The 11,976-nt window shown below is 72.7% G+C and carries 11 protein-coding genes; 2 read left to right on the top strand and 9 right to left on the bottom strand.

Features of this window, described 5'->3' with window-relative positions:
• The 7 genes from alaS to aspS all read right to left on the bottom strand — a co-directional run.
• Window positions 1-2,474 (bottom strand): alanine--tRNA ligase (alaS, locus tag N869_RS08840; protein WP_035060392.1); only part of this gene is annotated, 2,474 nt, incomplete at its 3' end.
• A 51-nt stretch (window positions 2,475-2,525) separates the two neighbouring features.
• Window positions 2,526-2,828 carry a hypothetical protein gene (locus N869_RS08835; protein ID WP_052105281.1) on the bottom strand — a complete coding sequence of 101 codons (303 nt, stop codon included), beginning with the start codon at window positions 2,826-2,828 and terminating at the stop codon, window positions 2,526-2,528.
• On the bottom strand, window positions 2,825-3,187 hold the full coding sequence (locus N869_RS08830; RefSeq protein ID WP_035060389.1) for a DUF948 domain-containing protein: 363 nt from the start codon (window positions 3,185-3,187) through the stop codon (window positions 2,825-2,827). Before N869_RS08830 ends, N869_RS08835 begins: the two co-directional genes overlap by 4 nt.
• A 124-nt stretch (window positions 3,188-3,311) precedes the next feature.
• Window positions 3,312-3,938 (bottom strand): 30S ribosomal protein S4, encoded by a 627-nt coding sequence (gene rpsD / locus N869_RS08825; RefSeq protein ID WP_035060386.1) that lies wholly within the window; start codon window positions 3,936-3,938, stop codon window positions 3,312-3,314.
• 144 nt (window positions 3,939-4,082) lie between these two features.
• Window positions 4,083-5,450: a replication-associated recombination protein A gene (locus N869_RS08820; protein WP_035060385.1), complete on the bottom strand. Its 1,368-nt coding sequence runs from the start codon at window positions 5,448-5,450 to the stop codon at window positions 4,083-4,085.
• A gap of 51 nt (window positions 5,451-5,501) precedes the next feature.
• Entirely contained in the window at window positions 5,502-6,173 is a 672-nt protein-coding gene (locus N869_RS16535; protein ID WP_156968455.1) for a GNAT family N-acetyltransferase, read from the bottom strand.
• A gap of 158 nt (window positions 6,174-6,331) precedes the next feature.
• Window positions 6,332-8,101 (bottom strand): aspartate--tRNA ligase, encoded by a 1,770-nt coding sequence (aspS, locus tag N869_RS08810; protein WP_035060382.1) that lies wholly within the window; start codon window positions 8,099-8,101, stop codon window positions 6,332-6,334.
• A 154-nt stretch (window positions 8,102-8,255) separates the two neighbouring features.
• Between aspS and N869_RS08805 the strand changes: the two genes are divergently transcribed.
• The gene (locus tag N869_RS08805; protein WP_035060380.1) at window positions 8,256-8,720 is read left to right on the top strand and encodes a PPOX class F420-dependent oxidoreductase; all 465 of its coding nucleotides are present in this window, start codon (window positions 8,256-8,258) and stop codon (window positions 8,718-8,720) included.
• An 18-nt stretch (window positions 8,721-8,738) separates the two neighbouring features.
• On the opposite strand, the gene hisS is transcribed toward N869_RS08805, so the two are convergent.
• Both hisS and N869_RS08795 read right to left on the bottom strand, forming a co-directional pair.
• On the bottom strand, window positions 8,739-10,094 hold the full coding sequence (hisS, locus tag N869_RS08800) for a histidine--tRNA ligase (protein ID WP_035060378.1): 1,356 nt from the start codon (window positions 10,092-10,094) through the stop codon (window positions 8,739-8,741).
• Window positions 10,095-10,188: 94 nt separating this feature from the next.
• A complete protein-coding gene (locus N869_RS08795; protein ID WP_035060376.1) occupies window positions 10,189-10,920 on the bottom strand; it encodes an MBL fold metallo-hydrolase in 732 nt (243 codons plus the stop codon).
• A 180-nt stretch (window positions 10,921-11,100) separates the two neighbouring features.
• On the opposite strand from N869_RS08795, the gene N869_RS08790 reads away from it, so the two are divergent.
• On the top strand, window positions 11,101-11,847 hold the full coding sequence (locus N869_RS08790; protein WP_035060373.1) for a peptidylprolyl isomerase: 747 nt from the start codon (window positions 11,101-11,103) through the stop codon (window positions 11,845-11,847).
• Window positions 11,848-11,976: the final 129 nt, after the last annotated feature.

The raw sequence follows: 11,976 nt of genomic DNA, 5'->3' as shown, positions 1-11,976 counted from the left end.
ACCACCGGACGGTCCTTGGCGACGCCGGCGACCGCCACCACGGCGGCCTCCTCACCGAGTCGCCCGCGTACGTCGAGCGCGAGGGTGCGCAGGTCGTCGACGGACGCCACGGCACCTGCCGTGTGGGCCACCACGCGTGCGGGGCCCACACGGGCCGCGCCCTCGGCGAGGGTCGCGGCGCCGGCCAGGAGCTGGGCCTGCCGCAGTGCGGCGAGCTCCTTCTCCGCCTCCCGCAACCGGGCGACGACACCCGCGACACGGTCCGGGAGCTCCTCCGGGCGCACCTTCAACGCATCGGTCAGTGCGGACACCAGGGCGCGTTCACGCGCCAGGTGGTGGAACGCCTCGATCCCCACCACGGCCTCGACCCGTCGCGAGCCCGAGCCCACGGAGGACTCACTGGTCAGTGCCACCAGGCCGATCTGGCTGGAGTGGTCCACGTGGGTACCACCGCACAGCTCCCGGGACCACGGTCCGCCGATCTCCACGACCCTGACCTGGTCGTCGTAGGTCTCACCGAACAGGGCGATCGCACCCCACTCCTTCGCCTCGGGCAGCGTCATGTACTGCCAGGCGACGCCCAGGTCCTGCCGGATCGCCCGGTTGGTGACCTCCTCGACCTCGCTGCGCGCCGACGCCGACAGAGCCTCGTGCCACGAGAAGTCCAGGCGCAGGTAGCCCGGCTTGTTGTACGAGCCCGACTGCAGCGCCTGCGGCCCGAGCACCTCGCGCAGCGCCGCGTGCACCACGTGCGTGCCGGAGTGCGCCTGTCGGGCCCCCAACCGCCACTCGGGGTCCACCTGGGCGAGGACCTCCGCACCACCGGTGATCTCACCGGACGCGACCTTGACGGTGTGGACCACCAGACCCTTGACGGGTCGCTGCACGTCGAGGACCTCCAGGCGCGCCCCGTCGGCGGTGATGACCCCCGCGTCGGAGTCCTGGCCACCGGACTCGGCGTAGAACGGAGTGCGCTCCAGGACGACGTCGACGGTCTCGCCCTCGACCGCGGCGGTGACCTGCTCACCGCCGCGCAGCAGCCCCCGGACCGTCGAGGGGGTCGTCAGCTCGGTGTAGCCGGTGAACTCGGTCACCCCGGCGTCCAGGAGCTCCCGGTACACGGTGGTGCCGGCCTGACCGCCCTTCTTGGCCTTCGCGTCGGCCCGCGCACGCTCACGCTGGGCGGTCATCAGGTCGCGGAAGCCCTGCTCGTCGACGGTCAGCCCCTGCTCGGCGGCCATCTCCAGGGTCAGGTCGATCGGGAACCCGTAGGTGTCGTGCAGGGCGAAGGCCTGCTCCCCACCCAGGGTCGAGCCTCCGGCGGTCTTCACCTGGGTCACAGCGGTGTCGAGGATCGTCGTGCCTGCGACGAGGGTGCGGCGGAACGCCTCCTCCTCGGCGTACGCGATCCGAGAGATGCGATCGAAGTCGCTGACGAGGTCGGGGTAGGACTCCCCCATCGCGTCCTTGGACACCGGCAGCAACGTGGGCAGGGCCGGCTCGTCCACGCCGAGCAGTCGCATCGCCCGCACCGAGCGGCGCAGCAGCCGGCGCAGCACGTAGCCCCTGCCCTCGTTCGAGGGGGTGATGCCGTCACCGATCAGCATGAGCGAGGACCGCACGTGGTCGGCGACCACCCGCATCCGCACGTCGTCACCCTGGTCGGCGCCGTAGCGCTTGCCCGTCATCTCCTGCGCGGTGGCGATGACGGGGAAGACCTCGTCGATCTCGTACAGGTTGTCCACGCCCTGGAGCAGGTACGCGACCCGCTCCAGGCCCATGCCCGTGTCGATGTTGCGCTGGGCGAGGTCACCCACCACCTCGAAGTCGTCCTTGGCCCTGACCTGGTCGATCGCGTACTGCATGAACACCAGGTTCCAGATCTCCAGGAACCGGTCCTCGTCGACGACCGGGCCGCCGTCGGCCCCGTAGGCGGGCCCGCGGTCGACGTAGATCTCCGAGCAGGGGCCCGCGGGGCCGGGCTGACCGGTGTGCCAATAGTTGTCCTTCTTTCCCCGACGCTGGATGCGCTCCTCGGGGAGCCCGGCGATGGTCCGCCACAGGCGGGCCGCCTCGTCGTCGTCGTGGTACACGGTCACCCAGATCGAGTCCGGGTCGAACCCGTAACCGCCTTCGGCCTGCGAGCCCGTGACCAGCTCCCACGCGTACCGGACGGCGCCTTCCTTGAAGTAGTCGCCGAACGAGAAGTTGCCGTTCATCTGGAAGAACGTGCCGTGCCGGGTGGTCTTGCCGACCTCTTCGATGTCCAGCGTGCGCACGCACTTCTGCACGCTCGTGGCCCGCTGCCACGGAGGGGTCTGCTGCCCGAGCATGTACGGGATGAAAGGCACCATCCCCGCGATCACGAACAGCGTCGACGGGTCCGGTGAGATGAGCGACGAGCTCGGCACGACGGTGTGGCCGCGCTGCTCGAAGAACTCGAGCCAACGACGTCGGATCTCAGCGGTCCGCATGGTGTCCTCACTGGGTGGGCCGGTGAGCACCGGCGCATCTGTCGGTAGGGGTCAGAAGTCGTACAGGAGCTTGTCCGGGTCCGGCCGTGCGGTCCCGCTGCTCCGCGAGGTCCGAGCCTCGCGGTCCTCGGGGGTGACGAGCAACGTCCGGACCAGGTCCTGCTCCCGCTCGGCGCGGGCGACGGCGAACCGGGCACGCGCGGCGGAGAGAGCCTCGGTCACGCCCTCACGGGTGTCCTGGGCCTGCTCGGCCAGGCCGGCCGGGGTGTAGCGGCGCACCTTCTGCTCGATGCGTCGGGCGAGGAGCACCGTCCCGGTCGCCCCGACCGCCACCCAGAACAGGCGCCGCATCACCGACGGACCTTCCCGGTCAGACCCTCCAGGGCCTGGCGCACCCCGTAGGAGAACGCCGCGAGCTTGATGAGCGGCCCGCCGACGGTGGCCGCGACCAGGGCGGTCAGGGCCGAGACGTTCTGGGAGACCTCTGCGGCCGAGGTGGTCATGGCGTCGATCTTCACCAGCTGGGCGTTGGTCGTGGCCACGGTGGCGGCGGTCTCGTCGAGGACGGGCACCGTGTGGTCGGTGATCTGCTTGACCGAAGCCCGAGCCTCGTCGAACACACGCGCGAGCTTGAGCAGCGGCATCGCGAGGAATCCGACGAGCAGGACGAACGCGACCGCGGCGATCAGGCCGGCGATGTCTCCGGGGGTCATCCGTGTTCCTTCCTCCGGTCCGAGGTGGCGCGCCGGTGCGCGCCGCCCCGACACTACCTGCCTCAACGTGCGACGCCCCGTGCCGCCCGTCAGGGCCGGGGCACGGGGCGTCGGTCGAGCACGATCAGCGGGAGTAGTACTCCACGACCAGCTGCACCTCACAGGTCACGGGGACCTCGGCACGCTTCGGACGGCGCGTGAGCACCGCGCTCAGCTTCTCCAGCTGGACGTCCAGGTACCCGGGCACGGCGGGCAGCACGTCCCGGTGCGCGCCGGCGGCGGCGACCCGGAACTGGTCGCTGGCCTGGCTGCGCGGCTTGATCTGCAGGGTCTGACCCGGCTTCACCTTGAACGAGGGGCGGTCCACGATCTTGCCGTCGACCAGGATGTGACGGTGCACGACGACCTGGCGGGCCTGCAGGATCGTGCGGGCGAACCCGGCGCGCAGGACGAGGGCGTCCAGGCGGGTCTCGAGGTTCTCGACCAACGCCTCACCGGTCAGGCCGGGGGTCTTGCGGGCCTCCTCGAACGCCCGGGCCATCTGCTTCTCACGCAGGCCGTACTGGGCGCGCAGACGCTGCTTCTCGCGCAGGCGCACGGCGTAGTCGGACTCGGTGCGGCGGCGGGCACGGCCGTGCTCACCGGGCGGGTACGGGCGCTTCTCGAAGTGCTTGACCGCCTTGGGGGTCAGGGCGAGGCCGAGGGCCCGGGAGAGGCGCACCTGACGGCGCGCGCGTGCAACCTTGGTCATGTGGTGTTCTTCCTGTCGTTCGTACGGCACGACCCGCGGACGTGTTCCGGCGGGTGTGGGACCGACCTTCGTGATGCGGCTGAGGTCCCCAGGGCGTCGCCCGTGACCGGGCAACCGTAGGAGTCTACCCGACCGCACGACCGCTCAACGTCGGCCCAGGATCTCCCGCACCCGCTCCAGACGGGGCGAGACCTCACGCTCGTGCCCGCGGCCCGTCGGCTCGTAGTACCGGACCCCGTCGAGGTCGTCGGGCGCGTACTGCTGGGGCGCGACCCCGTGCGGCGCGTCGTGGGCGTACTGGTACCCGGCTCCGTGGCCGAGTCGCTGCGCGCCCGAGTAGTGGGCGTCCCGCAGGTGCGCGGGCACCGGCCCGACCCGGCCGGCCCGGACGTCGGCGATCGCCGCGTCCACGGCCCGGTACGCGGCGTTGGACTTGGGTGCGGTGGCCACGTGCACCACGGCCTGGGCGAGGATGATCCGGGCCTCGGGCATCCCGATGAGCGCGACCGCCTGCGCAGCGGCCACCGCGGTCTGCAGGGCGGAAGGGTCGGCCATCCCGACCTCCTCGGACGCGGCGATCACGATGCGACGCGCGATGAACCGGGGGTCCTCCCCCGCCACCACCATCCGGGCGAGGTAGTGCAGCGCGGCGTCCACGTCCGAGCCGCGCATCGACTTGATGAACGCGCTGGTCACGTCGTAGTGCTGGTCCCCGGACCGGTCGTAGCGCACCGCCGCGACGTCCACGGCCTGCTCCACCACGTCCACCCCGACCGGCACGGGGGTGCCGTCGCCGTCCGGGGCGGTGCTGAGCGCGGCCCCGGACGCGGCCTCCAGCACGGTGAGGGCCTTGCGGGCGTCGCCGCCGGCCAGGCGCAGGAGGTGGTCCTCGGCGTCCTGCTCGAGCGTGACCGACCCGGCGAGCCCCCGCGGGTCCGTGACCGCACGGCGCACCAGCAGGCGGACGTCGTCGGTGCCCAGGGGGCGCAGGGTCAGGAGCAGGGACCGGGACAGCAGCGGGGCCACCACCGAGAAGCTGGGGTTCTCCGTCGTGGCGGCCACGAGGGTGACCCACCTGTTCTCGACGCTGGGGAGCAGCGCGTCCTGCTGGGTGGCCGAGAACCGGTGCACCTCGTCCACGAACAGGACGGTCTCGGGTCCGCCGGTGCTCAGCAGGCGCCTGGCGTCCTCCACCACCGCGCGGACGTCCTTGACGCCGGACGTCACCCCGGACAGCTCCACGAACCGGCGGCCCGAGCCGCTCGCGATCAGGTACGCGACGGTCGTCTTGCCGGTGCCCGGCGGGCCCCACAGCACCACCGACGACGGCGCGGCCGGGCCACCGCGGCCCGGCTCGACGAGCTGACGCAGGGGCGAGCCGGGACGCAACAGGTGACCCTGCCCGGCGACCTCGTCCAGGACCTGCGGCCGCATCCGCACGGCCAGCGGTGCCCCCGCGCCCGGGAGCGGGCGACCGTCCCCCGTGGACGTCGTGGCAGAGAACAGGTCCATGCAGGAAGCGTACGACCCGGTCGGGACGGCGGGCGCTGGGCGCCCCCCGCGTCAGGACGGCGGGCGTTGGGCCCCCGCGGGGCCGAACGACGCGAAGGCGGCCTCGACGGTGAACCCGAGCGACTCGTACACGCGGCGGGCGGGGTCGTTGTCGGCGTACATGCCGAGGGACACCCAGTCGGCTCCCCCACGCAGGGACCACCGCGTGGCGGCCGCCGTGAGCGCGGCACCCCAGCGCTTCCCACGGTGCTGCGGGTCGACCGCGAGACCGCGCAGGTGCCACGAACGGCCGCTGCCCGTCGGGTCACCGGCGTGCAGCGCGGCCTGCACCACGCCCAGGAGCCCACCCTCCGGCCCGTCCACACCCCACCAGCGGGTGGTGCCGGTGACCGTCGCCTCGGCCCCGCTGCGCGGGTTGGCGACGTCCAGGCAGTCTCGGATCGCGTCGGTGTCACACGGCCCCAGCTCACGGACCTGCTCCTCGCCCGGCACCGGGTGCGGCTCGCGGTCGAGCGCGAGCCAGTCCCAGGTCGAGAACGGTTCGAGCCCCACGGCACCCAGCAGCCCGGTGGGGACCCGGGCGGGCCGCGGCAGGCTCATCCACCCCACCTCACCGACCCACGGCGGGCCGGACCCGAGAAGCGCCGTGAGGTGCTGGACGGTCCGGGTCGGGTCTCCGCGCCCCAGCAGCACCACACGACCGGAGCGTCGGAGGGCGACCATGACCGCGTCCTCGTCCCCCACGGGTGTGCCCTCGACCCACGTCGACCGTTCGTGGAGCAGCAGACGGTCACGCCTCCAGCGCCCGCACAAACGGTCGAGGTCGGCGCTCCCCGGTCCCTGCGCCGCGCTGGACGCGCTGCACGACAGGTCGCTGCCGGTCAGCTGTCGCCCTCCGCCTCGGGCACGGCGTCGACGCCGGCCTCCTTGCGCTGCTGGTCGGTGATCGGGGCGGGCGCACCGGTCAACGGGTCGAACCCACCACCGGACTTCGGGAACGCGATCACGTCCCGGATCGAGTCCGAGCGGGTGAGCAGCGCGACGATGCGGTCCCACCCGAAGGCGATGCCGCCGTGCGGGGGGGCGCCGTAGGCGAACGCCTCGAGCAGGAACCCGAACTTCTCCTGCGCCTCCTCGGGGCCGATGCCCATGACGTCGAAGACGCGCTCCTGCACGTCCCGGCGGTGGATACGGATGGACCCCCCGCCGATCTCGTTGCCGTTGCACACGATGTCGTAGGCGTAGGCCAGCGCGTTGCCGGGGTCGGACTCGAACGTGTCGACCCACTCGGGGGTGGGTGAGGTGAACGCGTGGTGCACGGCCGTCCACGACCCGGACCCGACGGCCACGTCGTCGTCCTCACCGGTCGGCTTGAACAGGGGTGCGTCCACGACCCACACGAACGACCAGGCGTCCTGGTCGATCAGGCCTCCACGGCGCCCGATCTCCAGGCGTGCGGCACCCAGCAGGGCACGGGCCTCGGACGGGCGCCCGGCGGCGAAGAACACCGCGTCACCCGGTGCTGCGCCGACGGCCTCGACCAGGCCCGCACGCTCCTGCTCCGACAGGTTCTTGGCGACCGGCCCACCGAGCTCGCCGTCCTCCCCGACCGTGACGTACGCCAGGCCCTTGGCCCCGCGCTGCTTGGCCCACTCCTGCCAGGCGTCGAACCCCCGACGGGGAGTGGCCGCGCCACCCGGCTGGACGACGGCACCGACGTAGGGGGCCTGGAACACCCGGAACGGGGTGTCGGTGAAGTAGTCGGTCAGCTCCACGAGCTCCAGCCCGAAGCGCAGGTCGGGCTTGTCCGTGCCGTACCGGGTCATCGCCTCGGCGTAGGTGATCCGTGGGATCGGCGTGGGGATCGTGCACCCGATCAGGTCCCACAGCGAGACGAGGACCTCCTCGGCGACCTCGATGACGTCGTCCTGCTCCACGAAGCTCATCTCGACGTCGAGCTGGGTGAACTCCGGCTGCCGGTCGGCCCGGAAGTCCTCGTCCCGGTAGCAGCGGGCGATCTGGTAGTACCGCTCCATCCCGGCGACCATCAGCAGCTGCTTGAACAGCTGGGGGGACTGCGGCAGGGCGTACCACGAGCCCGGTGAGAGCCGCGCGGGCACCACGAAGTCCCGCGCACCCTCAGGCGTGGAGCGGGTCAGGGTGGGGGTCTCGACCTCGACGAAGTCGCGTGCGTCCAGGACCCGCCGGGCCGCCGCGTTGACCTTCGCGCGCAGGCGCATCGCCGCCGCGGGCGCGGGCCGGCGCAGGTCGAGGTAGCGGTGCTGAAGGCGGGCCTCCTCACCGACGGGCTCGTCGACCGCCGCCGAGACCTGGAACGGCAACGGCGCGGACTCGTTGAGGACCACCACCTGCTCGGCGACGACCTCGACCTCACCGGTCGCCAGGTTCGGGTTCTCGTTGCCCTCAGGTCGGCGCCCGACCTCACCGGTGACCTGCAGGACGTACTCGTTGCGCAGCCCGTGGGCGACGTCCTCGTCCCTGATGACGACCTGGGCGACCCCGGAGGCGTCCCGGAGGTCGATGAACGCCACGCCTCCGTGGTCTCGCCGGCGGTCGACCCACCCGCAGAGCGTCACGGTCTGGCCGATGTGCTCGGCTCGGAGCGAGCCGGACGTGTGGGTGCGGAGCACGGGGAGTCCTTCCGGGGACGAGCAGGTCGGGACGGGCGCCGCCTGACGACGGGCCCGGACGAGTCTAGTGGCCGGGACGAGGCCGCTCACCGCGCCCTACGGTAGGGACGTCCCCGCGCCGGGGACCGTCCGACGCGCACGAGGAGGCACGACCATGGCCCGGCAGATCGCCACGAACACCAGGGTGACTCGCCCGGAGCTGATCGAGTTCCTGCGGTCCCGGCACCGTGCGGTCCTCTCGACCCGACGACGGGACGGTGCGCCCCAGATGTCGCCCGTGACCTGCGGCCTGGACGACTCGGGACGGCTCGTCATCTCCACGTACCCCGAGCGCGCGAAGGCGGTGAACATCCGTCGCGACCCCGCGGTGAGCCTGTGCGTGGTGTCCGACGACTGGGACCCGTGGGTCCAGGTGGACGGCGTCGCCGAGGTGCTGGACCTGCCCGCGAGCCTGGAGCCGCTCGTGGAGTACTACCGGAACATCGCCGGCGAGCACCCCGACTGGGACGAGTTCCGCCGGGCGATGGCCGCGCAGGGCAAGTCGTTGATCCGGGTCACGATCGAGTCGTGGGGGCCCGTCGCGCAGGGTGGGTTCCCCGCCCGCTTCGCAGACGGCTGACGGACCGACCCGGCCGGGTCAGCCCACGTCCCCCGGGACGGCACGTGGCCACGTGTCCTCCTGGGGCGGGCTCCAGGTCGAGGCGTCGGCGTCGACCTGCTCACCCGACCGGATGTCCTTGACCTGGTCGGGCTCCCCCGGGAACCACACGAACGGGATGCCACGCCGGTCAGCGTGCCGGATCTGCTTGCCGAGCTTCGCGGCCGAGGGCGCCACCTCGCACGGGACACCCCGTGCCCGCAGACGGCCGGCGACCGCGTCAGAGACCGACCGGGAGCCCTCGTCGAGCACGGCGACCAGCACCGCGGATGGCACCTGCCGGGTCGCCACGGTGGCGCCCGAGCCGAGCAGCCGGGAGACCAGCCGGGAGACCCCGATCGACAGCCCCACCCCCGGGTACGTCGTCGACCCGTCCGTGGCCAGCGTGTCGTACCGCCCCCCGGAGCAGACCGACCCCAGACTCTCGTGACCCACCAGGAGCGTCTCGTAGACCGACCCGGTGTAGTAGTCCAGGCCGCGGGCGATCTTCAGATCGGCGTGCACCACCCCCGGCATGCGTGCCGCGGCGGCCGCGACCAGGGCACCGAGCTCCTCCAGACCCTGCGAGAGCAGGTCCCCGGTGGCGCCGTGCCGCGCGGCGAGCTCACCCACACGATCCACCACCGTCTCGTCGGAGCCGGTGAGGCCGGCCAGCTCGAGCATCGCGGCCGCCTGCGCGGGGTTCGCGCCGGCCTGGGTCCGCAGCAGCTCCCCGACGACGTCAGGACCCACCTTGTCGAGCTTGTCCACCGCGCGGAGCACGGCCTCGACGTCCTCCAGACCGACGCCGCGGCTGAAGCCCTCCATGACGCGCCGGTTGTTGACCCTCACCCGCACCGGGGGCACGCCCAGGGAACGCAGGTCTGTCAGGGCCTCGGCCATCACCAGCGGCAGCTCGACCTCGTGGTGGAACGGCAGGGCGCCCTGGCCCACCACGTCGATGTCGGCCTGGGTGAACTCCCGGAACCGGCCGTCCTGGGGCCTTTCCCCGCGCCACACCTTCTGGATCTGGTAGCGGCGGAACGGGAACGGGAGCCGGCCGGCGTTCTCCACGACGTACCGGGCGAGCGGCACCGTCAGGTCGAAGTGCAGGCCCAGGCGTGCGGCCTGCCCCTCCTGGTCGGGGTCCTCCTGCAACCGGCGCAGGACGTAGACCTCCTTGGACGTCTCGCCCTTGCTCACCAGCTGCTCGAGGGGCTCGACCGCGCGGGTCTCGACGTTCACGAACCCGTGCAGCTCGAACGTCCGGGCAAGACGGTCGAGCACCGCGCGCTCGACCACACGGTCGGCGGGCAGCCACTCGGGGAATCCGGACAACGGGGCGGGGCGGGCCATGGACGGTCCTCTCAGGGGACGGGGCAGGTGCGGGCACAGGGCAGGTGCGGGCACAGGGCAGTTGCGGGCACGGTCGGCACGGGAACCGCAGCGCTCACGTGCGACGGGCCAGGTACGGGTTGGTGGCGAACTCGACGTCGGAGCGGCTCCGGGGGCCGTGGCCGGGAAGCACCAGCGCGGGGCCCTCCCAGTCGGCGAACCTCCCCAGCGAGGCGGCCATCGCAGTCGGGTCCCCCCCGGGCAGGTCGGTGCGCCCGATGGTCCCGGCGAACAGCACGTCGCCGGTGAGCCAGACGTGCGTGAGGTCGTCCACGCGCCCGGCGTCCGCACCGCTGGCAGGTGGCAGAGCGCTGCCCGTCGCCGGCGCGTCGGCCACCACGTACACGGTCGATCCCCCGGTGTGCCCGGGCAGGTGGCGCGCCTGGACGGCTCCGTCGAGCAGTGGGAGCTCGGCGTCACCGTCGAAGGTCCGTACGTCACCCGGCGCCCGGTACGTCCCGAGCCCCGCGTGGTCGGCCATCTGCCGCAGCTGCTCCCCGAGCGGCCCGAGCGTCGTGAACGGCTCGTGGAACCGGGGCTCGTCCTCGCGGTGGACGAACACCGGGATCCCGTAGAGGTCGCCAAGTGCGGCGGCGTCCCACGTGTGGTCCACGTGGCCGTGGGTGACCGCGACCCCGCGCGGCGTCAGACCGTGCCGCCGGACGAGCTCCTCGACCTGGGGCGCCGCACCCGCACCCGGGTCCACGACCAGGCACCCGAGGGTCTCGTCGGCCAGGACGTGACAGCTGGCACCCAGCAGGGGTGCGACGACGGTCCAGATCAGCACCGAAGCAGCCTAGCGTCGCCGTCGAGGTGCGCTGCCCGACCGATCCGATACCGACCCGTGACGTCGGTGGGCGGTCGGGAGGCGACCGTCCCACCCCTGGTTGCCTAGACTGTGGCGGGCCCGGCAGCGCTGTCGGTGCGCCCCGGCGCGCCGGCAGCCGCAGACGAGACAGGAGCGCAGGTGTCGACCAGCAAGCGGGAGCGCGAGTACGCGCGCAAGCGCCACGAGAAGTGGGAGGCCCACCAGGCCGAGGCCCGAGCACGGTCCAGGCGCCGCTGGACGTTCGTGGGAGCGCTCGCCGGCGCTGTCGTCCTGGTCGGAGCGGTGGTGCTCGCCCTGCAGAACGGGGGCGCGGCACCTGCCGACGACCCCGAGGTCCCACCCGAGGACGCCCAGACCACCGCCGAGGCGCCCGACCCGGCCCTCGCCCAGGACCGCACCTGGCAGATCGACCTCACGACCACGGCCGGGGACCTCGTCCTCGAGCTGGACGGCGCGGCCGCACCGCAGGCGGTCGCGAGCTTCATCACCCTGGCCCAGGACGGCTACTTCACCGGGACGACCTGCCACCGCCTGACCGTCGAGGGCATCTTCGTCCTGCAGTGCGGGGATCCCACGGGCACCGGGACCGGCAACCCCGGGTACTTCTTCGGGCCGATCGAGAACGCGCCCGCGGACGACGTCTACCCCGCCGGGACCGTGGCCATGGCACGCGTCGGCGGCGACGGCGAGAGCATGGGCAGCCAGTTCTTCCTGGTGTACGCCGACTCCCAGATCCCCTCGGACGCCGCGGGCGGGTACAGCGTGTTCGGCCGCGTCGCGGAGGGGATGGACGTCCTGCAGGAGGTCGCCGAGGCCGGCATCGCCGAGGGAACCGACCAGACACCGGCCATCGAGGTCACGATCGAGGAAGTGGAGACGCAGTGAGCGACCAGCCGACAACGCAGGAGCCCGGCCACGACGAGGGCACCGGCGACACGTCGTCCGCTGCGCCGCCCAAGCCCGCCGCACCGCGGCCACGCCCGGTCCCACGGCCCACGGCCGTCCGTCCCGTCG

This window comes from Cellulomonas bogoriensis 69B4 = DSM 16987, from assembly GCF_000767165.1.
In the GTDB taxonomy this organism is placed as follows: domain Bacteria; phylum Actinomycetota; class Actinomycetes; order Actinomycetales; family Cellulomonadaceae; genus Actinotalea; species Actinotalea bogoriensis.
This window is presented reverse-complemented; position numbering and strand designations above follow the sequence as displayed.